The 26,877-nt window shown below is 61.0% G+C and carries 25 protein-coding genes and 1 riboswitch; of the genes, 11 read left to right on the top strand and 14 right to left on the bottom strand.

From position 1 onward, the window contains the following. Positions 1 to 96: 96 nt before the first annotated feature. Positions 97 to 864: a DUF554 domain-containing protein gene (locus ACP26L_RS02535; RefSeq protein ID WP_426450942.1), complete on the bottom strand. Its 768-nt coding sequence runs from the start codon at positions 862 to 864 to the stop codon at positions 97 to 99. Positions 865 to 979: 115 nt separating this feature from the next. Here ACP26L_RS02535 and ACP26L_RS02530 point away from each other — a divergent pair, with 115 nt between their 5' ends. After that, positions 980 to 1,255, top strand: a complete 276-nt coding sequence (locus ACP26L_RS02530) for a hypothetical protein (protein ID WP_426450941.1) — start codon at positions 980 to 982, stop codon at positions 1,253 to 1,255. An 82-nt stretch (positions 1,256 to 1,337) separates the two neighbouring features. Here the strand turns inward: ACP26L_RS02530 and pyk are convergent, their stop codons facing one another. Further along, a complete protein-coding gene (gene pyk, locus ACP26L_RS02525; protein ID WP_426450940.1) occupies positions 1,338 to 2,756 on the bottom strand; it encodes a pyruvate kinase in 1,419 nt (472 codons plus the stop codon). Positions 2,757 to 2,909: 153 nt separating this feature from the next. Between pyk and ACP26L_RS02520 the strand changes: the two genes are divergently transcribed. Then, the gene (locus ACP26L_RS02520; RefSeq protein ID WP_426450939.1) at positions 2,910 to 3,701 is read left to right on the top strand and encodes an AraC family transcriptional regulator; all 792 of its coding nucleotides are present in this window, start codon (positions 2,910 to 2,912) and stop codon (positions 3,699 to 3,701) included. Positions 3,702 to 3,917: 216 nt separating this feature from the next. Here the strand turns inward: ACP26L_RS02520 and ACP26L_RS02515 are convergent, their stop codons facing one another. The 8 genes from ACP26L_RS02515 to ACP26L_RS02480 all read right to left on the bottom strand — a co-directional run bounded on the left by ACP26L_RS02515 (position 3,918) and on the right by ACP26L_RS02480 (position 13,974). Then, positions 3,918 to 4,424, bottom strand: coding sequence for a hypothetical protein (locus ACP26L_RS02515; protein ID WP_426450938.1), 507 nt, complete (start codon positions 4,422 to 4,424; stop codon positions 3,918 to 3,920). 186 nt (positions 4,425 to 4,610) lie between these two features. Beyond that, complete coding sequence (locus ACP26L_RS02510; RefSeq protein ID WP_426450936.1) at positions 4,611 to 5,312, bottom strand: response regulator transcription factor; 702 nt, start codon at positions 5,310 to 5,312, stop codon at positions 4,611 to 4,613. Positions 5,313 to 5,331: 19 nt separating this feature from the next. Further along, a complete protein-coding gene (locus ACP26L_RS02505; RefSeq protein ID WP_426450935.1) occupies positions 5,332 to 6,831 on the bottom strand; it encodes a sensor histidine kinase in 1,500 nt (499 codons plus the stop codon). 34 nt (positions 6,832 to 6,865) lie between these two features. Further along, positions 6,866 to 7,618, bottom strand: a complete 753-nt coding sequence (locus tag ACP26L_RS02500; RefSeq protein WP_426450933.1) for an ABC transporter permease subunit — start codon at positions 7,616 to 7,618, stop codon at positions 6,866 to 6,868. 4 nt (positions 7,619 to 7,622) lie between these two features. Then, positions 7,623 to 8,357 (bottom strand): ABC transporter ATP-binding protein, encoded by a 735-nt coding sequence (locus tag ACP26L_RS02495; protein WP_426450932.1) that lies wholly within the window; start codon positions 8,355 to 8,357, stop codon positions 7,623 to 7,625. A 126-nt stretch (positions 8,358 to 8,483) separates the two neighbouring features. Then, positions 8,484 to 9,410 (bottom strand): hypothetical protein, encoded by a 927-nt coding sequence (locus ACP26L_RS02490; RefSeq protein ID WP_426450931.1) that lies wholly within the window; start codon positions 9,408 to 9,410, stop codon positions 8,484 to 8,486. 238 nt (positions 9,411 to 9,648) lie between these two features. Then, complete coding sequence (thiC, locus tag ACP26L_RS02485; protein ID WP_426454793.1) at positions 9,649 to 11,325, bottom strand: phosphomethylpyrimidine synthase ThiC; 1,677 nt, start codon at positions 11,323 to 11,325, stop codon at positions 9,649 to 9,651. Positions 11,326 to 11,835: 510 nt separating this feature from the next. Beyond that, entirely contained in the window at positions 11,836 to 13,974 is a 2,139-nt protein-coding gene (locus tag ACP26L_RS02480; RefSeq protein WP_426450929.1) for a sensor domain-containing protein, read from the bottom strand. A gap of 319 nt (positions 13,975 to 14,293) precedes the next feature. Between ACP26L_RS02480 and ACP26L_RS02475 the strand changes: the two genes are divergently transcribed. The 8 genes from ACP26L_RS02475 (at position 14,294) to ACP26L_RS02440 (ending at position 21,642) form a co-directional block, all read left to right on the top strand. Further along, positions 14,294 to 15,664 carry a sodium-dependent transporter gene (locus ACP26L_RS02475; RefSeq protein WP_426450927.1) on the top strand — a complete coding sequence of 457 codons (1,371 nt, stop codon included), beginning with the start codon at positions 14,294 to 14,296 and terminating at the stop codon, positions 15,662 to 15,664. Between the two features lie 152 nt (positions 15,665 to 15,816). Then, positions 15,817 to 17,049 carry an aminopeptidase gene (locus ACP26L_RS02470; RefSeq protein WP_426450926.1) on the top strand — a complete coding sequence of 411 codons (1,233 nt, stop codon included), beginning with the start codon at positions 15,817 to 15,819 and terminating at the stop codon, positions 17,047 to 17,049. A 154-nt stretch (positions 17,050 to 17,203) separates the two neighbouring features. Continuing rightward, complete coding sequence (locus ACP26L_RS02465) at positions 17,204 to 18,190, top strand: helix-turn-helix transcriptional regulator (protein WP_426450925.1); 987 nt, start codon at positions 17,204 to 17,206, stop codon at positions 18,188 to 18,190. Between the two features lie 214 nt (positions 18,191 to 18,404). Further along, complete coding sequence (locus tag ACP26L_RS02460) at positions 18,405 to 18,854, top strand: MarR family winged helix-turn-helix transcriptional regulator (RefSeq protein WP_426450924.1); 450 nt, start codon at positions 18,405 to 18,407, stop codon at positions 18,852 to 18,854. An 83-nt stretch (positions 18,855 to 18,937) separates the two neighbouring features. Continuing rightward, the gene (locus tag ACP26L_RS02455; RefSeq protein WP_426450923.1) at positions 18,938 to 19,345 is read left to right on the top strand and encodes a DoxX family protein; all 408 of its coding nucleotides are present in this window, start codon (positions 18,938 to 18,940) and stop codon (positions 19,343 to 19,345) included. A gap of 121 nt (positions 19,346 to 19,466) precedes the next feature. After that, positions 19,467 to 20,411, top strand: coding sequence for a ring-cleaving dioxygenase (locus ACP26L_RS02450; protein ID WP_426450922.1), 945 nt, complete (start codon positions 19,467 to 19,469; stop codon positions 20,409 to 20,411). Beyond that, positions 20,408 to 21,031: an alpha/beta hydrolase gene (locus ACP26L_RS02445; RefSeq protein WP_426450921.1), complete on the top strand. Its 624-nt coding sequence runs from the start codon at positions 20,408 to 20,410 to the stop codon at positions 21,029 to 21,031. Before ACP26L_RS02450 ends, ACP26L_RS02445 begins: the two co-directional genes overlap by 4 nt. Next, positions 21,028 to 21,642, top strand: a complete 615-nt coding sequence (locus ACP26L_RS02440) for a flavin reductase family protein (protein ID WP_426450920.1) — start codon at positions 21,028 to 21,030, stop codon at positions 21,640 to 21,642. Before ACP26L_RS02445 ends, ACP26L_RS02440 begins: the two co-directional genes overlap by 4 nt. Before the next feature lie 102 nt (positions 21,643 to 21,744). Here ACP26L_RS02440 and ACP26L_RS02435 read toward each other — a convergent pair whose 3' ends face one another. The 3 genes from ACP26L_RS02435 to recQ all read right to left on the bottom strand — a co-directional run bounded on the left by ACP26L_RS02435 (position 21,745) and on the right by recQ (position 24,669). Beyond that, entirely contained in the window at positions 21,745 to 21,876 is a 132-nt protein-coding gene (locus ACP26L_RS02435) for a hypothetical protein (protein ID WP_426450919.1), read from the bottom strand. A gap of 52 nt (positions 21,877 to 21,928) precedes the next feature. Next, a riboswitch (cyclic di-GMP riboswitch) is annotated at positions 21,929 to 22,012 on the bottom strand. A 124-nt stretch (positions 22,013 to 22,136) separates the two neighbouring features. Beyond that, a complete protein-coding gene (gene rnhA, locus ACP26L_RS02430; RefSeq protein WP_426450918.1) occupies positions 22,137 to 22,805 on the bottom strand; it encodes a ribonuclease H in 669 nt (222 codons plus the stop codon). Positions 22,806 to 22,857: 52 nt separating this feature from the next. After that, positions 22,858 to 24,669: a DNA helicase RecQ gene (gene recQ, locus ACP26L_RS02425; RefSeq protein ID WP_426454791.1), complete on the bottom strand. Its 1,812-nt coding sequence runs from the start codon at positions 24,667 to 24,669 to the stop codon at positions 22,858 to 22,860. 570 nt (positions 24,670 to 25,239) lie between these two features. Here recQ and ACP26L_RS02420 point away from each other — a divergent pair. After that, positions 25,240 to 25,860, top strand: a complete 621-nt coding sequence (locus tag ACP26L_RS02420) for a small multi-drug export protein (protein WP_426450917.1) — start codon at positions 25,240 to 25,242, stop codon at positions 25,858 to 25,860. A 195-nt stretch (positions 25,861 to 26,055) separates the two neighbouring features. On the opposite strand, the gene ACP26L_RS02415 is transcribed toward ACP26L_RS02420, so the two are convergent. Next, entirely contained in the window at positions 26,056 to 26,793 is a 738-nt protein-coding gene (locus ACP26L_RS02415; protein ID WP_426450915.1) for a WecB/TagA/CpsF family glycosyltransferase, read from the bottom strand. Between the last annotated feature and the right edge of the window lie 84 nt (positions 26,794 to 26,877).

The following is a 26,877-nucleotide window of genomic DNA, read 5'->3' as shown; positions in this document are numbered from 1 at the left end:
GGAGACCGGCTTCTTCATTTATTGTAGGGCGCTGCAGTCTGTCGCCTTCCTTCTATTAAAGCTTCTATTTATATAAGAAGGCTGCCGTCGGCCCGCCTAGCCGAGCCCCGCCCACCAGGCCATGAGCCAGCCGGTTACCGGAACAGCCAGTGCGGCGAAGACCAGTGCCGGCAGCAGATTCGCCACATGAATGCGGCGCAGCTCGAGCAGATTGATGCCCACCCCGATGATCAGCACCCCGCCTACGGCTGTCACCTGGCGGATGATGTCGCCGAGCAGCACCTCGTCCAGCCCGGAGGCGATCCAGGACGCGGCCAGCGCAATCATGCCTTGGTACAGGAACACAGGGAGTGCCGAGAAAGCCACCCCCACGCCCATCGTCGAAGCAAATATAATCGATAAAAAGCCGTCGAGCAGCGACTTTGTATACAGCACCACGTGATCTCCGCGCAGGCCGCTGTCCAGAGGCCCCAGCACAGCCATAGCGCCGATACAAAACACCAGCGTAGCATTGACGAAGCCCGCAGCCAGCCGTCCTTCCTGCGCCCCCGGTCCCGTTCCCTGCCTCAGCCGGCGGGTGAGCGCATTAACTCCGCGCTCCAGCAGCGCACCGAGCCGCTCCAGCCCCTGTTCCACACCGACAAGCTCGCCAAGGATGCCCCCGAGCGTCAGGCAGGCTGCGATGAGCAGAAACTGATCCGACTTCAGCGCCATCGATACCCCCAGTGCGATCAGCGCCAGACCGATCCCCTGCATCACCGTTCGGCGCATGCCGTCACTCATCCGCTGCAGCAGCAGCCCGGCAAGGCCCCCGGCGACAATCGCGGCGGCATTTACCCCTGTTCCCCATAAAGCTTCTGTCATGTCCAGCGCATTCCTTTCTATGATAACGGAAACATCATACCGCGGGCGCGGCATTTTTTCAACGAAGGCGGGCATACTAACGTTCGATTCGACCACAAGGAGGGTTTTGGCAGCAATGGCAAATGATAAAAACATGAATCCGATGTCGGGCGAAGAAGTCGAAACCGACGGCATTTATACCAACGAATGGGGCCGCGAAGAGAAGCTGAAGCGCGGTGACGAATTCCCGGCTGACCCGGTTCTCGGCAACACCGAATGGGAGCTGGCTTCCCTGCCGCTCGAGAGCCAGGAGGAAGAGTTCTATAAAGATACGACGGCCAACACGAAGAAACGCTCGCACTACGATCATGATTTTGGCGCCGATCCTCTGGGCAAAGCCGGCAAATCGTAGTTTCCTGTTCCTCACCAAAAGAGCGCCCGGATCCCCCGCTTCTGCGGTTCCCGGGCGCTCTTTGCCTTGCAGCGAACTCTTCCTATTCCACGTTCATGATCTTGATGAGGTTCGTCGATCCGGCACCACCGATCGGCACCCCTGCAGAGACGATCACCAGGTCTCCGGATGCAACGAGCCCGCTCTTCTTCCCGCCGTCCGCTGCAGACTGGAACATCGCGTCGGTGGAAGTGACCTGCTCACCCAGCACCGGGGTTACGCCCCAGACGAGACTCATACGGCGGCGGACCCGCTCGTCGGGAGCGATCGCCACGATCGGCGCCTTCGGCCGGTACTTGGACACCATCCGCGCGGTGAAACCGGTCTCCGTCGGCGTCAGAATCGCTTTGGCATGGAGCTCCAGCGAGGAGCCCACGACCGCTTGGGAGATGACTTCCGTGACGTTTGGCGTCTGCTCCGCCGCACGCTTCACGTAATGATCCCAGTACGGCAGCGTCGCTTCGGTCCGCTCGGCAATCGCAGCCATCGTCTGTACGGACTCCACCGGATATTTGCCCGCTGCGCTCTCGCCCGACAGCATGAGCACATCCGTACCGTCGAGTACCGCATTGGCCACGTCGCTCGCTTCCGCACGCGTCGGACGCGGGTTCACCTGCATGGAGTCGAGCATGTGCGTCGCCGTGATGACCGGCTTGCCGGCCTGGTTGCACTTGCGGATCATAAGCTTTTGCAGGATCGGCACATCCTCTACCGGAATCTCGACCCCAAGGTCGCCACGCGCGACCATCAGGCCGTCCGATACCTCCAGGATCTCATCCAGCGCGTCCACGCCTTCCTCGTTCTCGATCTTCGAGATGATCTGGATGTGACCGGCCCCGAGCCGCTCCAGCAGCTCGCGCACTTCCAGAATATCCGCTGCTCTGCGCACGAATGAAACGGCGATGATATCGAGGTCCTCTTCCGCCGCAAAATGAATATGCTGCACGTCCCGCTCCGTTACCCCCGGCAGCGATGTCTTCACGCCGGGCAGGTTGACGCCCTTGCGGGGCTTGATTACACCGCCGTTCACGATGCGGCAGTGAATCTCCGTGCCTTCCACCTCTTCGACACGCAGCTCGATCAGGCCGTCATCGATAAGGATACGGCTGCCCGGATGCAGATCCTGGGGCAGCTGTGCGTAAGACACCGAGATCCGCTCGGCCGTCCCTTCGATGATCTCCGTCGTCAGCGTCAGCTTCCCGTCCGTCTTCAGCTCGTACGAGCTTTCCTTCAGCTTGCCGATGCGCACTTCCGGCCCCTTGATGTCGAGCAGCACCGCCACCGCAGCTCCCAGTTCACTCGCCGCCTGCCGCACCCGGCGGATGCGGGTCCGCTGTTCGTCCAGATCGCCGTGCGCCATGTTCAGCCGGGCCACGTTCATACCCGCCTGGATCATCTCCTTGAGCACTTCCAGGTTGTCGCAGGCCGGTCCGAGTGTACAGATAATCTTGGTTTTGCGCATGTCATTGTCTCTCCCTTTAACTCGATTCTTGTCGAATTGTCTCCCATTATTGTAATCCTCATTCTCCCAATATTCCATGAAATATAGTATGATGAATGTACTATAGTCTGATTTATGAGATAGTACGTTATAGAGAAAAAGGAGAGGCCCGCCATGCTCCATATCGAAAATATCCGCAGGGATGCCGGCACAATGCCCTGGTTCGAAGAAGTGGAACGGGAGGCCGAGTCCTGGTCTTACATTCTGATGGGGTACGGCAAATGCATCTATTGGGTGCAGGGGGAGAAGCTCCTCCTCGAGAAAGGTGACGTGCTGCTGCTCCCTCCCGGTGTCACCTATTACGGCAAGAGCATTCCCTCCCTCACCCATGAAAAATATGTGACGACTTTCTCCCCCGGATCAGCGGACGTCACTGCCCTCCCTGTGCTGAAATCGGACCAGCCGCTGCGCTGGCGCTGTGCGGCCTGGGAGCTCCTGCTCGCCCGGGCCCAGACGATGACCGAGGAATGGTCGGAAGCGTCCCCCTACGCCGGCGTGCTCTGCAGCGCGCTGCTGCTCGAGTCGCTCACCCGGCTGAATCGGGAGTGTGACAAAGGTCCGCACACCTCCCTGCGCCGCCGGCAGGGCGAGCTTATGACCGCGTACCTGCGCAACCATTACCGTGAGAAGGTGACCAAGGAGGACCTCGGCGCCGTCATCGGCCGCAGTCCGGGGCATGCCGCCCTGCTGTTCCGGGAGGTCACCGGACAGACGATCTCCGAATACGCGCACGGGCTGCGGGTCAAGACCGCCGTCTATCTGCTGAGGCACTCGGACCTGACCGTGGCGGATATTGCCGAGCAGCTCGGCTACTGCGATCCTTCGTTTTTTCACCGGACCTTCAAGCGCCTGACCGGCGCGCCTCCTTCGCAGTATCTCAAGGAACGGGAAGCTCCACTGCGTTAGTTCCCCCTAGTACTCCATTACCCGTCAGCTGCCTGGATGGCTGCAGGGTTTACCGGATCTTTACACCGGTGCATCCACGGGACACAAGCGCTGGACAGAGCTCCTGGACACCGCTGCATGCCAAAAAAGCCCTCCGGCCGTTTCCGGAAAGCTTCCTGTTTCTATAAGGCCTGCCTACCGCCTGTCGCCTGTCGGCGATCTCCCGACCAGACCGCTTCAGCCCCTTCGCCGCCGGGGACCCCATGGCTTGAACACCGAGAGAGCGAACATGGCGATCAGCGAGAGCAGCTGCAGGGCGATGCCGGTGAACAGCATCGCGTTATTCGCCGTGAACGCCGGATTCGTCCAAGCGTCCATGCCCTGCGCCGCGGTTATCGAAGCCGCCCGGCCCGACCAGATATACATTCCGGCGATACCCAGAGCGGCGGCTGCGGCGGTCAACCCCTCTTTGGCGATAATCCAATAGTACTTCAGCAGCCCCCAGTGCGTGAGCACCGAGAGCAGCACACCTGTCACGACGGTTCCGATCGTCGAGGCCCGTACTGACGTTTTGGACAAAGCCAGCATGACCGCATAACAAGCGTGAAGGAGGACCGGGTCATCGGTCGCCGCAGCCGTAATGCTCATCACCAGAAAAAAAACCGCCCCGCCCAGCATGATCGAGGCGAACAGCAGATGAAGCGTCAGCAGCCACCTGCGCGGACGCATGCCTATCGGTTTCATACTTTAGCCTCCTCCCCGAAGTCTCGTTTTGCGCGACTTGTTTCTTTTTTAACAGCGACCTTTATGCGGAGCATAAGGGAGTGCTTTCTTGTTCCCCTGCCCGGCGATGTGTTTCGTTTTTGACAGCGACCTTTATGCGGAGCATAACGGAGCGCAAAAACGAAATCACGAGCTATCACGAGCCCCTCACACATTAAAGCGGTAGCCCACACCCCAGATCGTCTCGATGTACTGCGGCTTGGACGGATCGGTCTCGATCTTCTCGCGCAGCTTCGAGATATGCACCGTGACCGTAGCATTGTCGCCCATCGCATCCAGCCCCCAGATCCGCTCGAAGAGCTGCTCCTTGCCGAACACCCGGTTTGGGTGCTGCACCAGGAACAGGAGCAGATCGTACTCCTTGGAGGTAAAAGCCACTTCTACGCCATTCACCAGGATCTTGCGTGCCAGGGTATCGATGGACAGCCCGCCGACCTGCAGACTGTCCCGCCCTTTGGCCTCCCCGCTCCCTCCGCCTCCGGTCAGACGCTCGAATCGGGCCAGATGGGCCTTTACCCGGGCAACGAGCTCCCCGACACTGAACGGCTTCATGATATAGTCATCCGCGCCGAGGCCCAGCCCCCGGATCTTGTCGACCTCCTCGCGGCGGGCCGAAACCATCAGGATCGGAATATTCTTCACCGCCCGAACCTGCCGGCAGATCTCATAGCCGTCCACCCCCGGCAGCATCAGATCCAGAAGAATCAGATCGTAGGGCTCATGCAGCGCCTTCTGCAGCCCGATCTCCCCGCTTGCCGCGATCTCAACGGCGTACCCCGAGACCTCCAGATAATCTTTCTGAACCTCCGCAATAACGCTCTCATCTTCAATGATCAGAATCCGCTTCACCCGTCGTTCTCCTCTCCCTTTAAGGGCTGCCGTCTCTATTGCCCGGCGGCTCCTTGAGCAGCGGCAGGGTGATGAGAATTCGCATCCCTTTTCCCGGCCCGCTCTCTGCCCGGACACGTCCGCCGTGCTCTTCCACGATGCCCTTCACGATAGCCAGCCCGAGCCCGCTGCCCCCCGTATCGGCGCCGCGCGACGGATCGGCCCGGTAGAACCGGTCGAACACCCAGGGCAGCGCCTCCGCCTCAATGCCGGGACCGTTATCTTCGAGCGTCAGCTCCGCCTCTCCGCCGGCCGGGCGAAGGGCGATCCGCAGCTCGGCCCCGGGTCCCTTCGCATGCTTCACCGCATTATCCACGACGTTCATCAGCACCCGTCCGAGCTTCTCCCGGTCCGCGCTGATCCACAGCGGCAGACCCGGTTCGCCGGAATCGAAGCGGACCTGCATCTCCCGCATCCGCGGGTCCACTCTCAGCTCTTCGGCATAGTCCGTAAGATAAGCACGCAGTTCGAGGGGCTCGAAGTGAAAGGGAAGCCGCTTCAGATCAAGCTTCGAGAACAGGAAGAGCTCATCGATCAGCCGGTTGAGATGCAGCGTTTTGCTGTGGATCATGCCGACATACTTCGCCTGCTTCTCCGGCGTGTCGGCAATGCCGTCCCTCAGCCCCTCGGCACAGCTTTGGATGGCGGTCAGCGGCGTTTTGAGGTCATGCGAGATGTTCGTCAGGAGATCCTTGCGGTTGTCCTCGTACTGCAGCTGGGTCCGGATGGAAGCGAGCAGCCGCTGCCGCATCTCCTCGAAGGCCGCGCCGACCTCGCCGATCTCGTCCCTGCGCCGCAGGGCGAGCTCCTTCTCCAGCTGGCCGTCCTTGATCCGCTCCGCCGCCGCCTTCAGTTCGCGGAGCGGCCGGATGATGCTACGGGATACGAGATAGGTCAGCCCTCCGTTCGTCACGGCGAGCACAAGCAGAAGGATGCCGAGCACCAGCGGAAAGACCCGGCGGATCATGAAACTGAGCTGGCTCTGATCCTCCAGCACGACGAGGAGACCGCTGCTCCCGTCAGCAAACTGCAGCCCCTGCGCAAAGGCATAGTACGACACGCCGTTCAGCACCACCTCCTGCTCATCCCGATCGCCCCCCGGTCCTGTAGGAAGGCTCCGGAGAACGGCCGGATCATCGACCGTGCCGATCCCCCGGGAAGCGAAGGCCACCTCCCCCTCCAGCAGAACCACAAGCCCCGACTGCAGCTCGGCCAGCTTCTCGCCGGTCTGCCGCAGGAAGGCTTCGTCCTTGAACCGTTCAGGCTCCTCGCGGGCAAAGTAGGTGAGCACGGCATGCCATTCGCTTTTGCGCTCGAAGTGTTTCTCCACCGCCTTCTCTCCGGGTCCGCTGCCCGGGAAGACGAGGGACTTCAGTCCGAAGGCATCGTGCATGACCAGCCCCGCCACCAGCGTCATGGTCAGGGCGAACAGCACGACCGGAACGACCACCATGGCAATATTCGAGAGTATGAGCTTCATTCGGATGGACAATGCTTTTTCGCTCCCTGCCGCTTTAGAATGAGCGTCTGGCGAACATCGCCAAACCGCCTGTGTAAGCCATTATACTATAGGCCAGGAGCAGCAGGGACAGATTCCACAGCCGGACGGCCGGGACGCCGTCTCCCAGCCAGAGGGTATGCCAGCCCGTATAGGTGAACAGGGACCATACCGACAGACCGGGAACGAACAGCGGAAGAAACTTCAGTACGCCGTACGCCACCAGGCAGAGCGCCAGGCCCGTGGTCGCCCGTCCGGTGAGCTGTACGAGGGCCGCCGCGAAGGCTCCGACGGCCAGCATGGCGCCCCATGCGGCGAGCGCGGCCTGGAAGGCGGAGGCCTCTCCCAGCATGGCAGGGGAAGCGCCGGGCAGCAGCCGGCTGCACAGCAGACTGACGGCGGTCAGGAGCAGCAGCTGCAGGCCGGTATAGACGGCAGCCGCCCCTACCTTGGCCGCGTAGATCTTCGCCCGGGAGACCGGGCGGAGCAGCGTCAGCGTCATCGTGCCTGCCTCGCTTTCCCCCGGGAACAGGTCGGCCACGGTCATGAACAGATAGAGGGGCAGCACAAGGGCCGTATAGATGCCGAGCAGCGCGAGGTAAGGATCCCCGCCAAGCAGAGCGGAGAGGCCCGTGCCCCCCTGCAGCCGGGCCGACAAGAACGAGAGGCCGAGCGGCAGCAGGAGCGCCGCCGCCAGGAACCAGCGGGTCTTGGGCTGGGCCGCGAGCCGGGTGAGCTCATTATGCAGACTGGCGTAAAAAGCATGCATTGACTTACGCCCCCTCCCTGATCCGCTGCCCTGCCGCCGACAGGTACATGGCTTCCAGCGAGCCATACGCCTGCAGGAGATCGGCGACCTGCCCCTCAAGAACCAGACGCCCGCCCAGGAGGACGCCGGCGCGGCTGCAGACCCGCTCCATCTCCCCGATCATATGGGAGGAGATCAGGAAGGCGACGCCTTCCTCCTCGGCGAGCCGCCGGACCGCCCCGCGGATCTCCAGAATGCCTTCGATATCGAGCCCGTTGGTCGGCTCATCGAGCAGCACGAAGGACGGCCGGGGCAGCAGGGCGGAAGCCAGCGCGAGGCGCTGCTTCATGCCGAGCGAGAAGCCGCGTGTTCTCTCTCCAGCGTAGGGACGCAGCCCCGTCAGCTCCAGCACTTCGTCCGTCCGGGACGGCGCCAGGTTCGGGTAATGGCGGCGCACCTGCTCCAGCTGCCCCCTTGCGGTGAGGTAGCCGTACGTGCCGCCTGCCTCCAGCACGCAGCCGACCCGCTTCATGGCCGTCTCATAAGCGTCCTCCAAGCTGTGCCCGAACCAGCGAACCTGCCCGCCCGCGGCAGGAATCAAGCCGGTAATCAGCTTGAGCAGCGTCGTCTTCCCGGCCCCGTTCGGCCCGAAGAGACCGTAGATCTCTCCCGCACCGATGCTCAGGCTGATCTCTTGAACGCCCCGGCCGCTGCGGAAGAGCTTCGTCAGCCCGCAGACCTCAAGTAACGCATCGTTCATCATTTTCGCCTCCTCTTCCTATACCGTTTCCCACGGAGCGGCCCCGGAAGCCGCCGGAGGGGCTGCCCTATGCATAACCCTCCGTCCGGTCTGTCCGCAGCTTCCCTATCACACGGGCATTCCCGTTTACTTCGCTCCGCCTTCATGCCCCTCCAGCGTGCGGACCGGCTTACCGGTCAGGTCTACCGTATCCGGTGCCGTCGCATTATGGCCGGACAGCTTCACTTGAACGGTCAGAGCCAGCTCATGGTCCGCCCCGGACGCATCCTTCCCGTCCACTTTCAGCTCGGCCACCTGCCCCTGCAGCAAACCGTCCGGGCCGATATACGCCTTTAAGTGAAAGGATTCGATGCGAATGTCCTGGGTCAGCGAAGGCAGCTCCGGCTGCGAGTCCGCGAACCACCGGGGCAGGTCCTCCGCAGCTTCGTTCTCATGCCGGTGCTCCGGGTCTCCCGCATGCTTCACAGCCAGGGCACCCAGCGTCTGAACCACCGGCGGGATCTGTGCGGCGGACAGCTGCAGTTCCACCTGCCGGCTTCCGTCCGGTTTCGTATCCAGCGTCATCTGCTGCTTGAGGCCGCCGGCCAGCGCATCCACAATCCCTTCCAGCTCTTCGGCGGACGGACCGCCCGCTTCCGAGGCTTCCCTGTGGTGCTTGCGGTAGGCCTTCGATTCCTCGGAGACCACATAGTACGTCTCATCCGTGCTGTTCTTAAGCGCCAGTCCTTCCCCTTCTCCCGCATAGAAGGAGAGCCGCTCGCCCCCCGCGCCGTTCCCCAGCCCGATCTCCCCGCTGGCCCGGTGCCCAGCCTTATCGAGCTTCACGTGCGGTACTGCCTGCCATAGCGCCTGTCCGTTATCCTTCACGGTCACTTCCACATCCGCCGTCACACTCTGCACCGTATGCTGCTGCTTCAGCGCGGCCTTATACGCCTCATAGCCCGAGGTTCCCGCCATCGCCGACATGCCGCCGGTCACGAGCAGCACTCCGCCCAGTGCCAGGGGCACCGCCGTCTTCCATACCTTGCCGTTCTTTTTGAGACTCCTGTTCATTGTGATTTCCTCCACTCTTGGATTTGGAGCCGCCCGGCTGCCCTTCGGCTTCTCCCTGAATCCAGAATACCCCCCGCTTCTAAAGCCCCTCTAAACCATTTCTAAAAAAAGTATAAAACAAAAAAAGGGCCCTCTCCCCGTCCGGGAAGCGTCTCGCAGGAGACGTTCCTGGACGGGATTCGGAAACCCGTCAACGTACATATGAAATCAATTTAGATATAATGGCTCCGCCTTCACCTTACCGGTAAACGCCGCTGCCGGACTCGGCGTACTCCTTCGACTTCTCTTCCATGCCGGCACGCAGCGCTTCTTCTTCCTCCAAGCCGTGCTCCCGCGCATATTCACGAATATCCTGCGTGATGCGCATCGAGCAGAACTTCGGCCCGCACATCGAGCAGAAGTGCGCCGTCTTCGCCCCTTCGGCCGGCAGTGTCTCGTCGTGATACTCCATTGCGCGCTCGGGGTCGAGGGCAAGGTGGAACTGGTCGCGCCAGCGGAATTCGAAGCGCGCCTTCGACAGCGCATTGTCGCGCTCCTGCGCCCCCGGATGACCTTTGGCCAGGTCGGCGGCATGCGCGGCGACCTTGTAGGCTATCACGCCTTCGCGCACGTCGTTCTTGTTCGGCAGGCCGAGGTGCTCCTTCGGCGTGACGTAGCAGAGCATGGCCGTGCCGAACCAGCCGATCATCGCCGCGCCAATGGCGGACGTGATGTGATCATAGCCCGGCGCGATATCCGTCGTCAGCGGTCCGAGCGTATAGAACGGCGCTTCATCGCACACCTCGAGCTGGCGGTCGACGTTCTCCTTGATGAGGTGCATCGGCACATGGCCCGGCCCCTCGATCATCACCTGCACGTCGTGCTTCCAGGCGCGGTGCGTCAGCTCGCCGAGCGTGTCGAGCTCCGCGAACTGGGCCTCGTCGTTCGCATCCGCGATGGAGCCCGGCCGCAGCCCGTCCCCGAGGGAGAACGCCACGTCGTACGTTTTCATGATCTCACAGATCTCGTCAAAATGCGTGTACAGGAAATTCTCCTGATGATGCGCCAGACACCAGGCCGCCATAATCGAGCCGCCCCGGGAGACGATGCCCGTCACCCGCTTCGCCGTCATCGGAATATAGCGCAGCAGCACGCCCGCGTGGATCGTAAAATAGTCGACGCCCTGCTCCGCCTGCTCGATCAGTGTGTCGCGGTACACCTCCCACGTCAGGTCCTCCGCCTTGCCGTTCACTTTCTCCAGCGCCTGGTAGATCGGCACCGTGCCGACCGGCACTGGGGAGTTGCGGATGATCCACTCGCGGGTCATGTGAATGTTCTTGCCCGTTGAGAGGTCCATGATGTTATCGGCGCCCCAGCGGATCGCCCAGGTCATCTTCTCGACCTCCTCGTCGATCGAGGAGGCGACGGCCGAGTTGCCGATGTTCGCGTTGACCTTCACGAGGAAGCTGCGCCCGATGATCATCGGCTCGCTCTCCGGGTGGTTGATGTTTGACGGGATGATCGCCCGCCCGCGCGCCACCTCGCTGCGCACGAACTCCGGCTCGACATTCTCGCGGATGGCAATGTACTCCATCTCCGGCGTGATGATGCCTTTGCGCGCATAGTGCAGCTGGGTCACATTGCTACCCGGCTTTGCCCGCAGCGGACGACGCTTCAGCCCCGGGAACAGCAGCTCCTCCTTGACCGATTCGGCCTGCAGATAACCGTTGTCCTCCGGCTTCACTTCCCGGCCTTCGTACGACTCGACATCCCCCCGGCTCAGGATCCACGGCAGCCGGCTCGGCTGCAGCCCCCGGCGGATATCGGTCTTCGCCTCGGCGTCCGTATACGGCCCGCTGGTGTCATACACGCGCACCGGCGCGTTAGGCTCTTCCCCATACCGCCCGGTGGACGGGCTCAGCGCAATCTCGCGCATCGCCACGCGCAGATCGGGGCGCGTGCCCTCCACGTATACTTTGCGGCTGCCCGGAAATGGACCGGCGATCTTCGCCGCGGTCTGCTCTTCCTGTGCGGCTCCGTTTTCGGTCGCTGCCTCAATTTCGTTCACGGACTGATTCTCATTCATCATAGGTTCTTATCCTCCTGGGTTCTTGGACGCGCGGCATCTGTGCCGCTCCGCCCCGAAAAGGACCGCCAGTGGGGAAAGCACGACAAAAAGGACCGCTCGATGTTATCGCAAGCGGTCCACGGGTGTAATGCGCAGCACGGGAAGGCCGCTCCCGCTGCCTAAATAGACAACAGGCCGCTCCCGCTGCGCGCTGATGGTGTGGGTTCTCGTTCCTCCGCTGGCATTATCCAGTTCAGGTCTAACGGTCGAAGGCAGCGGCCTTCCTCTCAGCCTGGCGGTCTCCCAAGCTCCCGTGCATCACAGTATGAAGTTTGTTCCAAAACAGCATATCCGGAAAATCATGGAAATGCAAGAGGTTTATCGCTGCTGCAGGAAGGCCGCCAGCGCACCGGGCTCCAGCCCCCGGCTGATAAGGAAGCCCTGGACCGCGTCGCAGCCCTTCGCCGCCAGAAACTCCAGCTGCCGCTGCGTCTCCACCCCTTCGGCCACTACTCTAAGGTGGAGGCTGTGGGCTAGGGATACGATGCCGGCGGCGATGGCGCCGTTCGCCTGCTCCTCCTCAAGCCGGGTGATGAACGACTTGTCGATCTTCAGCGTATCGATCGGGAAGCGGGTGAGGTAGCTCAGGGAGGAGAAGCCCGTTCCGAAGTCATCTATGGAGATGCACACGCCGAGCTCCTTCAGGCTGTGCAGCATCCGGGCCGCCTCCTCCGGATTCCCCATCACCGTGCTCTCCGTCAGCTCCAGCTCGAGCAGATTCGGCGGCAGCCCGGTCTCGCCGAGAATCTCGGCGATCACCTTCCCGAGATCCGCCTTGGAGAATTGGCGGGGAGACAGGTTCACGCTGACGGCGAGAGGCCCAAGACCCGCATCCAGCCACTCCCTGCACTGGCGGCATGCCTCCCGGACGATCCACTCGCCCATCGGCACGATAAGACCGGTCTCCTCCGCGATGCCGATGAAAGCGCCCGGATACACGAGCCCCTGCTCGGGGCTGTTCCAGCGCACCAGCGCTTCGACCCCGTACACCCGGCCGCTGCGGAGATCGAGCTTCGGCTGATAATGCAGCACGAACTGCTTCTCCATGATCGCCTCCCGCAGCAGCACCTCCATCCGGAGGCGCTCCTTGGCCTCATCCTTCATCGACGGCGTGAACAGCCGGCAGGCATTGCGGCCCAGCTCCTTGGACCGGTACATGGCGATATCGGCGCTCCGGACCAGCGAATTCATCGTGCCCCCGTCCCGGGGATACAGCGAGATGCCTACGCTGGCCGTGATGCTGATCTTCTGCCCGCCCAGCTCGAAGGGCTCCTTGAGCAGTTCCGTTACAGCCCGTCCCGCTTCCAGAGCTTCGTCCTCCGTGCGCACCCCCGGTACAAGCAGCAGAAATTCATCCCCGCCTAGCCGCGCAATCGTGTCGGCGGCAGCCAGTCCCCGCCGGAGGCGTCCCGCCACCTGCTGCAGGAGCCGGTCTCCGGCTTCATGTCCAAGCGAGTCGTTGATCACCTTGAAATGATCAAGGTCGAACATGATGACCGCAAGCGGCCCCGGCTTCCCCATCGTTTCTGCGATGCATTCCCTGACCCGTTTGTGGACATACCAACGGTTCGGCAGCCCCGTCAGGGCATCATGGTAAGCCATATGCTCCATTTTCTCAGCCGCGCGTCTGCGCTCGGTCATATCCCGGCACAGCGCCAATACCATCTGTTTATCCCCGACTTGGACAAGCCCGAGCCGGATATCCACCGGAAGCCGGGTGCCGTCCTTGCGCCGGAACTCGTCCTCGAAGTGAATCATCCCCTCCTTCACGACCCGCTCATGCAATAACTGCAGCTCTGCCTCCGGAAACGAGGAGATCTGGCACGCCTGCATCGAAAGCAGCTTCTCTTCCGTGTACCCGAGCGACAAGCAGGCCTGCCGGTTCACATCCAGGAGCCGCCCGCTGCCGTCGGTAAGGAAGAAGCTGTCGGCCGCCTGATCCACCAGCTTGCGGAAGCGTTCCTCGCTCTCCCTGAGCGACTTCTCCGCCAGCACCCGGTTCGTGATATCAAGGGCAAAGCCCAGCAGCAGCTTCTCGCCCGTCTGCTCATCCGGGCAGATCAGCGTCTTGCCCGTATACAAGTAGATCTCTTCCCCCCCCACCAGTAACGTGCCTTCGCTCGTCATCAGCCTGCCGGTCCGCCAGACCTCCAGGTTCTCCCTGCGGAAGCGGTCCGCCACTTCGTAAGGGAAGAAGTCATACAGCGTGCGGCCGAGAAGCTCCTCCTCCGTCAGTCCATTGCGCTCGTATGTAGCTTTATTGGCATAAATCGTCCGTCCCTCCGCATCCTCCATGAAGATGTCCATCGGAAGAGCGTCGAGAATCTTGCTGTTCAAGTTCTCCTGCGTCTTCAGCTTGTAATGCAGGTCCCGCTCCCGCTGCTCCAGCTCGCGGACGCGCTGCAGCAGTCTGCTGCGTTCGATCTCCCACGGTTCCTGCCCTGTTTCGTGTCCCATGCTGTCCCTCCGAGCCAGCCCTCGCGAAGCGATTCGTAGTTTTTATTGTATCTGTTCTCTATAACGGCCTAACATTCCTTCTTTTGAAGCCCTTGCTTCGGCAGGAAATAGCAGGAGACATCGTAGGAAAAATGGAGGATGATCCATTCCTATCCGGACATGTCACTTTCACAGCATTTAATTTGTCATCGGATAATAATATTCGCTGGTTTTCGCCACCCATTTCCAATTAAATACATGGACAAAATGAAGGGTTTTCATATAACATACACATATTATCTTTGTATGATATTGACAGAAAGCGGGGACTTTGAACCTAATGGCTCAAACGAATTCGGATCCAAACAAGCGTTCTACTTCGGAACAGTTCAGCAGATCAGGCTTTATCCTTACAGCGATCGGCAGCGCGGTAGGGCTTGGAAACATGTGGAAGTTTCCTTATATTACGGGAAAATACGGCGGAGCGGCTTTTTTCCTGCTCTTCACGATCTGCCTTCTGGTAGTAGGTCTCCCGGTACTGCTGGCCGAACTCTCCATTGGCCGCGGCGGACGCGGTAATGCATACAGCTCTTTCGTCAAGCTTTCGGGCTCCAAACGATGGGGTGCACTCGGCTTCCTCTCGGTCATCGCCGCGTTCCTCATCATGACGTTCTACTCCGTTGTAGCCGGATGGACGCTGCACTACGCCGCCATGTCATTCAGCGGCTCGCTGTTCTCCAGCACGGATTACACCAAGCAGTTTCTCGATTTTGCCGGCGGCTTCTGGCCTGTCTTCTGGCAGACCGTCGTCGTCCTGCTTAACATCTGGATCGTTGCCCGCGGCATCTCGGGCGGGATTGAGAAGTTCAACAAAATTCTGATTCCCGGATTGCTGATCCTGCTCATCATTCTTATGGTCCGCTCGCTTACACTTCCGGGGGCTATGCAGGGCGTCGAATTCTTCTTGAAGCCGGACTTCTCCAAGCTGACGGCCGAATCCGCACTCGTTGCACTCGGACACGCATTCTTCTCGCTTTCCCTGGGGATGGGCATCATGATTACCTACGGAAGCTACATTGACAAGCGCCAGTCCCTTGGTACCGCGACCTTGGCCGTAGGCGCAGGCGACCTGCTCTATGCCCTTGTTGCAGGCCTGATTATCTTCCCTACTTCGTTCTCGTTCGGCATTGAGCCGTCGCAGGGCGCAGGACTTGTCTTCATGGCACTGCCTGCCGCCTTCGCTGCCATGCCGCTCGGCGGTTTCTTCGGCGGCCTGTTCTTCATCCTCCTGGCGATTGCCGCTTTGACCTCCTCCGTCTCCATTCTCGAGGTGCCGGTCGCCTATGCGATGGACAAATGGAGCTGGACTCGTACCAAAGCCACGTGGATCGTAGCTATCGCCACCTTCGTTCTCGGCGTTCCGTCCGCTCTTTCGGTCGGCGGTGTACTGGGCGATGTCACGCTCATCGGCGGCAAGAATATCATGGATTCGGCTGACTTCCTGGCCTCCAACATTCTTCTCCCGCTCGGCGGTCTCATCGTAACGCTGTTCGTCGGATACCGGTGGTCTGGAGCTGTCGAGGAAGCGGGCATGACTCCCGTATGGCTGCGTCTTTGGATCATTGTTCTGCGTTATGTCGCTCCTGTCCTCGTCGTGGCGATCCTGCTCTACACGGCAGGGGCGCTCAAGTGGATCGGAATCGGCGAATAAGAATTTCAATGCTTGGAAGCCTGGGGATCTCCCCGGGCTTCTCTTTTTTTTTCGTTTCACAGCCGGAATGTTGTACAATGAGAGAACAACCGGGTCTGCACCCTGTTCCTATATAACTCACTACACAACACCGCATATAGGAGGAATCGAGCATGTCCAACTTTCAAGAGCTGTTGAACCGCTATGCCGAGCTGATCGTTAAGTTCGGGGTGAAGATCCAGAAGAGCCAGAAGCTCGTCGTAAACAGCACGATCGATGCCGCCGAGCTCGTACGTCTGATCACCAAGCATGCCTATGAGGAAGGCGCTTACCTCGTGAAGGTCAACTGGACAGACGATACGGTCACCCGTCTGCGGTATGACCTGGCACCGGAGGAGTCGTTCCTCGAGGAGCCCAAATGGTATGCCGGAGAGATGCTCGAGCTGGCCGAGAACGGTGCCGCGGTCGTCTCCATCACCTCCTCCGACCCGGACCTGCTCAAGGGCGTACCGCAGAGCCGGATCATGAATCACCAGAAGACGTACGGCAAAGCGATGCACCAATTCCGGCAGTACATGCAGTCCGACAAATTCAGCTGGTGTGTTGCCGCGGCCCCGTCCAAAGCCTGGGCAGCCAAAGTATTCCCGGGTCTCTCCGAAGAGGAGCAGGTCGCGAAGCTGTGGGAAGCCATCTTCAAGACCGTCCGCGTCGACCAGGAGGACCCTGTGGCGGCTTGGGAGGAGCATATCCGCAATCTCAATGCCAAATCCGATTACCTCAATGAAAAGAAATTCAAAAAGCTGCAGTACACCGCTCCGGGAACGGATCTCACAATCGAGCTTCCGGAAGGCCACCTATGGGTAGCCGCTGACAGCACCAATGAGAAAGGCATCCAGTTCCTGGCGAACATGCCGACGGAGGAAGTCTTCACCGCTCCGCGTTACGACGGGGTGAACGGGACGGTATCGAGCACGAAGCCGCTGAGCTACGGGGGCAACCTCATCGACAACTTCAAGCTCACGTTCGAGAACGGCCGGATCGTCGACGTCTCCGCCGAGCAGGGCGAGGACACGCTGCGCACCCTGATCGATATGGACGAAGGAGCTCGCTATCTCGGGGAAGTGGCGCTGGTGCCGCATGAGTCCCCGATCTCCCAATCGGGCCTGCTCTTCTACAATACGCTGTTCGACGAGAATGCATCGAACCACCTGGCGATCGGCAGCGCCTATGCCTTCAACCTGGAAGGCGGCAAAGGCCTCTCTCAGGACGAGCTCAAGTCCCGCGGCCTCAACACAAGCATCACCCACGTGGACTTCATGATCGGCTCCGCGGAGATGAACATCGACGGCATCACCGGGGACGGCACGGCTGTTCCGCTCTTCCGCAAGGGCAGCTGGGCGTTCTGATAGGAAGTTCCTCTTATTTATTTTTCAGCGAAGGAGCCTGGACGGCCTGCACGCCGATCCGGGCTTTTTATATCCTCTTAAGAAACTCGGGCTCCGCAAAACGGAGAAGCTTTTCTCAAGGAACGGCTAGGCGGTTTGGGAATTTTTTGGTATCTTGGAAGGAAAGAAGCCACTCAAGGAGGGAATCAAGCTGAAGCTGGATCGTCTGCTCGCCATCACGATGCTGCTCCTGAACCGGAGGAGGGTCAGCGCCAAGGAGCTGTCGGAGCGCTTCGAGGTCTCGCTCCGCACGATCTACCGCGATCTGGAGGCGATTAACGGTGCGGGCATCCCCGTCGCCTCGTACGCCGGTGCGGCCGGCGGGTACGAGATCATGGAGACCTACCGGATTGAACGCCAGTATCTCTCGCTCGAAGAACTCCAATCCATTATCGTCGCCCTCCGCGGCATACAGACCACCCTGGCGGAGCCTGACATCGATATCGGCTCCCTCCTGGACAAGGTAGGCTCCCTGGTCTCACGCACCGCTCCCGGGGGATCCGCCGACCTGCGCCGCGAGATGATTCTTGATCTCAACCCCTGGCAGGGCGGGCAGGCCGAGAAAGCCAAGCTTCACCTGCTGAAACAGGCGATCCGCGCGGCGCAGCTGATCTCCTTCGGGTATACAAGCTCTCAAGGCGAGGATTCCGCAAGGATCTGCGAGCCTATGGGTGTGGTGCTCAAGGGCTACATCTGGTACCTCTACGGCTTCTGCCGGCTGCGCATGGATTTTCGGGTATTCCGGCTCTCCCGCATTTCCGACCTCACTCTGCTCAGCGAACGGTTCGAGCGAAGGGCGGGAGAATTGGAGGAGCTGCGCTTTGGCTGGAATGCCGAAGAAGGCGCTAAGCGTCCCCTCCTTACACTGGTGCTGCAGTTCACGCCCAGGGCCAAAGCCAAGGTGCAGGACGGGTTTGGGGAAGCCGAGATCGAGCCGCTGCCTGACGGCGCACTTCTCGTCCGGTGCCAGCGCCCCGATGAGCCCTGGCTCTACAGCATGCTGATGAGCTATGGAACGGATGTACGGGTGCTCGAACCCTCCTCCGTCGCCGATACGCTGCGGCAGAAAGCGCAGGAGATCGTACGGATGTACGGCCGCTGATCCTCCGCACAAGCCCTGTCAGAGGGGGTTCGTAAAAAGGGCATGGAACAAGACGCTGCCGGCCGCTTACCATTCTTTTGTTTCTCCTTTCAGGAGCAGGATGGCAGGCACGCCGGCTTAGTTTTTTTGGGGGCTTGACATAAATCGTCAAATGGTTTATCTTTAATTCAAGATACTTGAATTGATGATTTTCAGAGGAAGGAGGTCAGCCGCCATGCCCCATTCGGTAAGTGATTCCCATGCCGCATCCCTGAAGCTCCTCGTGGTGCTGTCCAAAGCCTACAAGACCATCATGGACCGTGCCGTCAAGGATATGAAGCAGTATGGTCTGTCCCCCTCCGAGTTTACGATTCTGGAGGTTCTGTACACCAAGGGCCGAATTCCACTGCAGCAGATCGGGGAGAAGATCCTGATCACCTCCGGCACCATTACTTACAATATCGACAAGCTGGAGAAGAAGGGACTGCTGAACCGGGTTCCCTGCAAGGAGGACCGCAGGGTCGTCTATGCGGAGATCACGTCCGCCGGCAACGAGCTGTTCGACCGTATTTTTCCCGGCCATGCTGATACGATTCATGCTTTGATGCAGGGACTTGCCGCGGAGGAGAAGGAGAAGGCCGTGGAACTGCTCAAGAAGCTCGGGAAAGGAGCCGAAGACCGGTAGCCGGTTTACGGTTTCTGCCTCTTCATCATATATCTTTAATTCAAGAATATTTAATTAAAATAAAATTGTGGAGGATGGTAAACATGTTAACTCTCTCAGCTCTTGGTTTGTTCCTGGTTCGTTTGGTGATCGGCGTGCTCTTCATCGGGCATGGTGCCCAAAAATTATTCGGATGGTTCGGCGGCTATGGTCCCCAAGGGACCGGCGGATGGATGGAATCGGTCGGCATCAAGCCCGGCGTGATGATGGCCGTGCTCGCCGGCCTGATGGAGCTCGTAGGCGGCCTCCTGTTCACTCTCGGACTGCTCACTCCGCTCGCCGCTGTTCTTCTGGCCGCCACGATGCTTGGAGCCATCGTCAAAGTTCATGGAGCCAATGGCCTGTGGTCTACGGCCAACGGGTACGAATATCCGCTTGTGCTGATCGCGGCAGTGATCGGTGTGGCTCTGACCGGTGCCGGTGCTCTGTCGCTCGACGCCCTCTTCCAATAATGGAACAGGCCGTATAGGGGAAAGTAACAAAGGAACGTCCATTGGACGGGTAATGAAAAGCAGCGTCACTCCAGGCGATTGCCTTGAATGTATAAACCTAATCCCAAGGAGGAATTTACTTATGAAAACCGCAGGAATTCACCACATCACCGCCTTTGCGCGGGATCCCCAGCAGAACGTCGATTTCTATGCCGGCATCCTCGGCCTGCGTCTCGTCAAAAAAACGATCAACTTCGATGCACCCGAAGTGTACCACCTGTACTTCGGCAACGAAGCCGGCAGCCCCGGCACGATCATTACATTCTTCCCTTGGCCTGGCTCCCGGCGGGGACGCATCGGCGGCGGTCAGGTGGGCATCACTGCCTACGCCGTGCCCACAGGCTCTCTCGCCTTCTGGGAAGAGCGTCTGGCCGGCTTCGGGATCCGGGCGGAGAAGGTAACCCGCTTCTCCGAAACGTCTCTGCAGTTCAGCGACAATGAAGGGCTTCGTCTGGAGATTGTCGAAAGAGAAGAAGGCGCGAACAGCCAGTGGGCGTTCGGCGGCATTCCCCTGGAGCATGCCATCAAGGGCTTCGCCGGCGCGGTGCTGTTCAGCACGAATCCGGTCCGCACCATGGACGCGCTGGAGAAACTGCTCGGCTTCGTCAAAGTGGCGGAGGATGCGGGCTACACCCGCTACCGCTCCGAAGGCGGAATCGGCAATGTGATCGATGTGCCGAAGGCGGCTATGGAGCGCGGAAGCGACGGTGCGGGAACCGTGCATCATATCGCCTGGCGCGCCGTGGATTTCGAACAGCATGAAGCCTGGCGTACCGAGGTGCAGGCTTACGGCTACCAGCCGACACCGGTCGTCGACCGCCAATACTTCAACGCGCTCTACTTCCGCGAGGGGGGCGGCATTCTCTTCGAGATCGCCACAGATCCTCCGGGCTTCGCCAGAGATGAAGCGCCTGAAGCCCTGGGTGAGAAAGTCATGCTGCCCGAGTGGTATGAGCCCCACCGCGCCCAAATCGAAGCGAACCTGCTTCCAATCGAAGTGAGAGTACTGGAGGGAGATCAATCATGAGGCATATTTATCAGCAAGGCAGCCGGCCGGAGGCACCGACCCTGGTGCTTTTTCACGGCACCGGCGGTACGGAGCACGACCTGCTGGGTCTCGCCGGGCGCATCGCGCCCGGGGCGGCCGTACTCAGCTTAAGAGGCAATGTCCTGGAGAACGGCATGCCGCGCTTCTTCCGCCGTCTGGCGGAAGGCGTCTTCGATGAAGAGGATCTCATCTTCCGCACGAAAGAAGTGTACGATTTCCTGGACGAAGCGGCGGCCAAATACGGCTTCGACCGCAGCAATCTCGTCGCGGCCGGCTACTCCAACGGAGCCAACATCATCGGCTCCCTGCTCTTCCACTATGCCCGCGCGTTCCGCGGCGCGATCCTCCATCATCCGATGGTGCCGCGCCGGGGCATCGAGCTACCGGACGCTTCCGGGCTGCCGGTCTTCATTGGAGCAGGCAAGAACGATCCGATCTGTCCGCCGCAGGAGACCGAGGACCTGCAGGCTCTCCTGTCCGGTGCCGGTGCCGAAGTCACCCTTCACTGGGAATCGTACGGCCACCAGCTGACGCCGTCGGAAGCCGCCGCGGCAGCCGGCTGGTTCGCACAGCACTTCGGCGGGGGTGACGGTCGTTGATTTCCATTGATCCGCAGCAGCAGTCGGACCGGGAGAACTACAAGCTGCTCATCGGCAGCATCGTTCCCCGGCCTATCGCACTGGTGACCACGCTGTCGAATGAAGGGGTGCTCAATGCAGCCCCCTTCTCTTACTTTAACATCGTGGCCAGCCAGCCTCCTCTGGTGTCCGTCTCGGTGCAGCGCAAGATGGGCGAGCGGAAAGATACCGCCAGGAATGCCGTCGATACCGGCTCCTTCGTCATACATATTACGGATGAATCTATCGTGGAGAAGGCCAACAAGACGGCTGCGGCCCTTCCGCCCGGAGAGAGTGAAGTGGAGCGTGCGGGACTGACCCCCGTGGCGAGCGTGGCGATCCCCGTACCCGGCCTGCAGGAGGCGCGGATCCGGATGGAATGCGTCCTCGAGCAGGCCATCGAGCTGGGCGGCACCGAAGGCAGCCCGGCCTGCGATCTGCTGATCGGGCGGGTGGTCCACTTCCACATCGACGAGGAGCTCTACGATGATCGGGGGCACATCGATCCCGAGAAGCTCAGCCCGGTGGCACGGATGGCAGGAAACTTTTACAGCCGGCTCGGCTCCTTGTTCGAGCTGGAACGGCCTGAGTAACCTTTTCGCCGGGCCGGAGGGCACAAAGATGAGGGCTGCCGATCACGGCAGCCCTTATGTATGATTAACGCATGCGTAACCGGGACCCCAGGCTGATCGCTCCTACCCGTCCGACGCTTCGCTCTCCCCGTTCTCCGTCCCCTTCGTGAGCCGCATCTCCTCCTGCCACTTCGCGAACCTCTCCTCATCTACACCCAGCTGCCGGATGATTTCCTCAATTCTTACGGTTTCCATACGCTAATTCCCCCCTCCCTCTGACGTATAAATAGAAAAACCATCTTCCCCGAGGGAAGATGGTCGGTTGCACTACTGGCTCGTTTGAATCCAAGTGCCCAGATACGGATTCAAAGTCACTGCCCCCATGTCTTATTATGTAAGAAATAATAACACACGGAGTCTCCAGATGATGTCGAAAATAGTCGATTAAAAAATGTGAAATACTATACAGTTCGCTTAAAGGCTTTGTCGTTCGCTCAGGTCGCAGACCCTTGCGCCTACTTGCGCCCATAGTCGGCTTTGATCTCGCCCCAGGCCTTTGTGTTCCACTTCAGAATCTTGTTCGGCCACGTATTCTGGCGGATCCACTCCTCGGCCCGGTCGACGAGCGTCCAGATCTCCTTCGTGGAAGCATCCCGCACCAGTGTGGAAGCCACCTTCTTGTTGCGGACCCATGCAATGGCCGTCATGGAATCGCTGTAGATGGTCATGGAGCTGCCCTTCTTCTTCAGATAGGCCAGCCCGTGAACGATTGCCAGGAATTCCCCCATGTTATTGGTCCCCTTGGAGATCGGGGCATGCTCGAAGAGCACCTCGCCCGTACGGGTATACACGCCCTTATACTCCACGATGCCCGGATTCCCGCTGCAGCCTACGTCGACGGACAGGCTGTCGAGATCCGCCTCCGCTCCCGATGCGTTCGCCGCAGCGGCTGCCGCCCGGGCCCCGCCGCTCCGGGAGCCCGAGGCTCCCGCGCCCGCCTTCTGCGCAGCGGAGAAGGCTTTCTTCCATCCGGCGGCGAGCATCGCCTTCGCCTCCGCCTCGCTCTCATAGGCCTTGAACTTCGCCTGCGGGAACCCGTTCGTCTGCGCCTGACATTCGGCCCAGGTCTTGTACACGCCCGGCTGCCGCCCTTCCCACACTACATACCACTTCGACTTCGCCACGCCGTTCCTCCTCTATATGCCAGGCCCCGCGCCGGTCCGGGGATTCCCCGGATCAGCCCGACAGCCCTTTGAAAAACTCGATAAAATAAGCGCCGTACTTGAAGAACTTCGCTTCCCCGACGCCCTTTATCTTCAGCATCGCCGCCGGGTTCGTCGGCTTCACGCCGCACATCTCGCGGAGCGTGCTGTCCGGGAATACGATATACGGCGGGATGCCCTCCCGCTTCGCAATCTCCGAGCGCAGCTTCCGCAGCTCGTCGAACAGCTCGTTCTCCACATCCTTGACCGCCGGCGCGGCCGGCTTCACCCGTACCCGCTGCACGACGCGCTCTTCGCCCGCGAGCACCACGCCGGCCTTCGGCGCCAGCTTCAGCACAGGGTACTGCCCTTCGGTCAGCTGCAGGTAACCCTCGGCCACGAGCAGCTGGATCCGGTCGATGATGTCCTTCTCCGTGCGGTTCTTCATGAGCCCGTAGGTGCTGAGCTGGTCGAAGCGCATGTCGAGCACCTTTTTGGCCCGGGAGCCCTTCAGCACCGATGCCACCAGCGTCATGCCGAAGCGTTCGCGCATCCGGCGCACGCAGGAGAAGATCTGCTGCGCCTCCAGCGTAATGTCCGTCATCTCGAGGTCCGGGCTCGCGCAGTTCGAGCACTGCCCGCAGTCCTGCTCCATCTCGCCTCCGAAATAGCGGACGATATAGCGCTGCAGGCACTGCGGCGTGTGGCAGTAGTCCGCCATCTGCTGCAGCCTGCGGTACTCCTGCGCCTGGCGCTGCGGGTCGGAGACGGACTGCTCGATGAGAAACTTCTGGATATGGATATCCTGCGGCGAGAACAGCAGCGTACAGTCGCTCGGCTCCCCGTCCCGTCCGGCGCGTCCCGCCTCCTGGTAATAGGCTTCCATGTTCTTCGGCATGTTGTAATGGATGACATACCGCACGTTCGACTTGTCGATCCCCATCCCGAAGGCATTGCTCGCCACCATGACCCGGACTTCGTCGTACAGGAACTTCTCCTGCATGTCCGCCCGTTCCGTATCCGTCAGCCCCGCGTGGTATTTGCCGGCCGCCACACCCTGCCGCAGCAGGTATTCGCACAGCTGGTCAACCTCTTTGCGCGTCGCCGCGTAGATGATGCCCGCCTCGTCCGCATGCTCGCGGATATAGCCCATAAGCACGTCGCGCTTGTTCTCGCCCTTCACAACGGAGAACGACAGATTCGTCCGCGCGAAGCCTGTGACGAACACCTGCGGCTCTGCAAGCTTCAGGTGCTTCACGATATCCTCGCGCACCTGGTCGGTCGCCGTCGCCGTGAACGCCGCGAGAATCGGCCGCCGCGGCAGGTGATTCACGAGCTCGTTGACGCGCATGTAGCTCGGACGGAAGTCATGCCCCCACTGCGAGACGCAGTGCGCCTCGTCGACGGCGATCATCGGCACCGTCAGCCCTGAGAGCAGCTCCAGGAAGCGCTCGGACTCCAGGCGCTCGGGCGCCACATAGAGCAGCTTGTACTCTCCCTGCTCCGCCATGCGGATGCGCTTCGACACCTCGGCGTACGACAGCGTCGAGTTCAGGTACGTCGCCGGCACGCCGATGGAATCGAGCCCGTCCACCTGGTCCTTCATCAGCGAGATCAGCGGGGAGACGACGATTGTCGTCCCCTCCATGAGCATCGCAGGCACCTGGTAGCAGATCGACTTGCCTCCGCCGGTCGGCATGATCCCGAGCGTATCGGTGCCGGAGATGACGCTCGCAATGACCCGCTTCTGGCCCTCCCGGAAATCCGGGTAGCCGTAATATTTGCGGAGCAGCTCCTGCGCGTCTTCCATCGTCGCCGTAGGCCTCAGCGGCGCGCTCGCCCGCATCGGCCGGGAAGGCCTCCGCGGCGCCCCGCCTGAAGGCGGCTCGTCCAAGAAGCCGCCCCCGTAAGCTTCACGCGGATCGCCCTCGTTCCCCGGCGCTCCGCCCCCTTCCGCTCCCCGGGGATCGTCCCAGAAGCCGCCGTCCCGCGGATCGGGCTCCCATGACGGCCACTCGGGCTCGCCCGGGCCCGGATCACCGGGCTTCTCCCGCTTCTTCTCACTGAGTTCTTTGTCTATGTCGTTGATCCATTCATCCCAATCGTTTTTGTTAGACATACTTCTGCTGAATCTCCTCCCGCCAAACTTCAGGCTCCTCTCCACTATACCGTAAATGGGCCCTGGGGGTAAACGGCTGTACCGTCTTTTCCATGGGTTCCTTCGCACAAGAAATCCGTATCCCGAAAAAATCCCCTGCTTTCGTGGTTGTCATTGCGGCAGGGATCCCTTACCCTTAGAAGAAAGCATGAAAACGCCCGCAAGCGGAACACTCTCCGTCTGCGGCCGTTATAACCAAGGCAGGCACAGGCCGGCCCGCCACAGGCAGGCCGGACATCCTGCAGAGGAGGAATACCCATGTACGAAATGATTGCCGCCGGGGGAGGCTCCTTCTGGTCCTATGGCGCCTTGCTCCTGCTGGCCGCCGTTCCCTGGGTCGACGTCTTCGTTGTCATTCCGCTCGGCATCGCCTGGGGCCTGAACCCGGCCGGCACAGCTCTCTCGGCGTTCATCGGCAACTGGATTCCGCTGCTGCTGCTCGCGCTGTTCTTCCGCGAATTCAGCGCTTGGCGCGTGCGCCGCAAAGCACGGCAGGCCGAGCGCCGGGCCGCGAAAGCGGAAGCCGTCCTGCCGCAGGCCGAGGCGGCCGGTGCCGGTGAAGCCCTGCCGGCCGAGCCGCCTCCCGGCAGCGGGGCCGGGAACGCGAACGACGGGGCCGCTCACGGCACCTCGAAGAAATATGCGCGGGCGAAGCGCATCTGGGAGAAGTACGGCGTGCCCGGCTTGGCCCTGGTCGCCCCCGTCCTGCTCGGTACGGACCTCGCCGCCCTCGTCGCCCTGACCTTCGGCTCCTCCCGGCGCTGGGTTATGCTGTGGATGACCGTCTCCCTCCTGCTGTGGACCGTGCTTCTCACCGTCGGTTCCGTATACGGCCTCGGCTACATGGGCTTGTTCCGGCCGGCAGCAGGACCCATCTGAAGCGGCAGCGCCGGCACCCTGTGGTTCATCCCCCTGCTCCTCTCTATCCTGCCGCTCGCCGGCCGCTCCGCCGGATGATGCACGCATGCGCTCTACTTTCTGACATTCGAAAAAAGGCCCCTGCCCGCCTGCCCTCCGACGCACAGACGTCAGGGACGGGGACAGGGGCCTGCTGCGTCCGCAGGTGAGGCGGCCTTACGACCGGCCCCGGCTGAACAGCGCCCGCACCGCGAACTTCGGCAGCACAAGCTGCCGGCGCCAGCGGGAAGGCTCGGAGAGCAGACGGTACAGCCACTCCAGATTCATCTTCTGCCAGATGACCGGAGCGCGTTTCACCTTGCCTGCGATGACGTCCAGGCTGCCGCCGACGCCCATAGCCGCCCGGACGGGCAGCTTCGCGCGGTTGCGGTAGAGCCACCGCTCCGCTCTCGGCGCACCCAATGCGACAACGAGAATATCCGGCTTCGCCGCCGCAATCTCCCCGATGATGCGCTCTTCCTCTTCCGGCTTGTAGTAGCCGTGCTGCCGGCCCGCAATGCGCAGTCCCGGGTAGCGTGCGGAGATCACCTCCGCCGCTTTGGCGTTCGTTTCGGGGTCCGCGCCGAACAGGTAGAACGAGTAGCCTTTGCGGCCCCCCTCATCCAGCAGCCCCATCAGGATATCGAAGCCTGTGACCCGCTCCGGCAGAGGGTCCCCGAGCCACCGGGAAGCCAGCACGATGCCGATCCCGTCAGCCGTTACCAGCCCCGCGTCGCCCAGAATGTTCCGCAGCTCCTCATCATGCGCCGAAGCCATGACGATCTCCGGGTTGCACGTGATGATATGCATGTAACCCGCGTCTTTATGATCCAAATGGCCGATGACCGTCTTCAGTGTTCCTGCGAGCGTATCCTTGGAGAACGTAACCCCCATGACCTTCGCCGTCTGCTTCATCTGTCTTCACCTGTTTTCCTAGAATTCATCTGCCCCTATTATAGCAGGAAGCGGACAAGATGTCAGAGGCCCCGCTCCCGTATC

Source organism: Paenibacillus sp. S-38 (assembly GCF_049942825.1).
Lineage (GTDB): Bacteria > Bacillota > Bacilli > Paenibacillales > NBRC-103111 > Paenibacillus_G.
Note: the sequence above shows the minus strand (reverse complement) of the source record. Positions and strands in the feature narration are given on the sequence as shown.

Excerpts from the sequence above, each read along its gene's own strand:
- ACP26L_RS02530 (WP_426450941.1), top strand. The coding sequence starts at position 980 with ATGGCAAATGATAAAAACATGAATCCGATGTCGGGCGAAGAAGTCGAA.
- ACP26L_RS02415 (WP_426450915.1), bottom strand. The coding sequence starts at position 26,793 with ATGAAGCAGACGGCGAAGGTCATGGGGGTTACGTTCTCCAAGGATACG.
- ACP26L_RS02475 (WP_426450927.1), top strand. The coding sequence starts at position 14,294 with ATGGCTCAAACGAATTCGGATCCAAACAAGCGTTCTACTTCGGAACAG.
- ACP26L_RS02495 (WP_426450932.1), bottom strand. The coding sequence starts at position 8,357 with ATGAACGATGCGTTACTTGAGGTCTGCGGGCTGACGAAGCTCTTCCGC.
- ACP26L_RS02460 (WP_426450924.1), top strand. The coding sequence starts at position 18,405 with ATGCCCCATTCGGTAAGTGATTCCCATGCCGCATCCCTGAAGCTCCTC.
- ACP26L_RS02470 (WP_426450926.1), top strand. The coding sequence starts at position 15,817 with ATGTCCAACTTTCAAGAGCTGTTGAACCGCTATGCCGAGCTGATCGTT.
- ACP26L_RS02490 (WP_426450931.1), bottom strand. The coding sequence starts at position 9,410 with ATGAACAGGAGTCTCAAAAAGAACGGCAAGGTATGGAAGACGGCGGTG.
- ACP26L_RS02500 (WP_426450933.1), bottom strand. The coding sequence starts at position 7,618 with ATGCATGCTTTTTACGCCAGTCTGCATAATGAGCTCACCCGGCTCGCG.
- ACP26L_RS02455 (WP_426450923.1), top strand. The coding sequence starts at position 18,938 with ATGTTAACTCTCTCAGCTCTTGGTTTGTTCCTGGTTCGTTTGGTGATC.
- pyk (WP_426450940.1), bottom strand. The coding sequence starts at position 2,756 with ATGCGCAAAACCAAGATTATCTGTACACTCGGACCGGCCTGCGACAAC.
- ACP26L_RS02515 (WP_426450938.1), bottom strand. The coding sequence starts at position 4,424 with ATGAAACCGATAGGCATGCGTCCGCGCAGGTGGCTGCTGACGCTTCAT.
- ACP26L_RS02450 (WP_426450922.1), top strand. The coding sequence starts at position 19,467 with ATGAAAACCGCAGGAATTCACCACATCACCGCCTTTGCGCGGGATCCC.
- ACP26L_RS02480 (WP_426450929.1), bottom strand. The coding sequence starts at position 13,974 with ATGGGACACGAAACAGGGCAGGAACCGTGGGAGATCGAACGCAGCAGA.
- ACP26L_RS02420 (WP_426450917.1), top strand. The coding sequence starts at position 25,240 with ATGTACGAAATGATTGCCGCCGGGGGAGGCTCCTTCTGGTCCTATGGC.
- thiC (WP_426454793.1), bottom strand. The coding sequence starts at position 11,325 with ATGCGCGAGATTGCGCTGAGCCCGTCCACCGGGCGGTATGGGGAAGAG.
- ACP26L_RS02535 (WP_426450942.1), bottom strand. The coding sequence starts at position 864 with ATGACAGAAGCTTTATGGGGAACAGGGGTAAATGCCGCCGCGATTGTC.
- recQ (WP_426454791.1), bottom strand. The coding sequence starts at position 24,669 with ATGCGGGCGAGCGCGCCGCTGAGGCCTACGGCGACGATGGAAGACGCG.
- ACP26L_RS02435 (WP_426450919.1), bottom strand. The coding sequence starts at position 21,876 with ATGGAAACCGTAAGAATTGAGGAAATCATCCGGCAGCTGGGTGTAGAT.
- ACP26L_RS02445 (WP_426450921.1), top strand. The coding sequence starts at position 20,408 with ATGAGGCATATTTATCAGCAAGGCAGCCGGCCGGAGGCACCGACCCTG.
- ACP26L_RS02505 (WP_426450935.1), bottom strand. The coding sequence starts at position 6,831 with ATGAAGCTCATACTCTCGAATATTGCCATGGTGGTCGTTCCGGTCGTG.
- ACP26L_RS02520 (WP_426450939.1), top strand. The coding sequence starts at position 2,910 with ATGCTCCATATCGAAAATATCCGCAGGGATGCCGGCACAATGCCCTGG.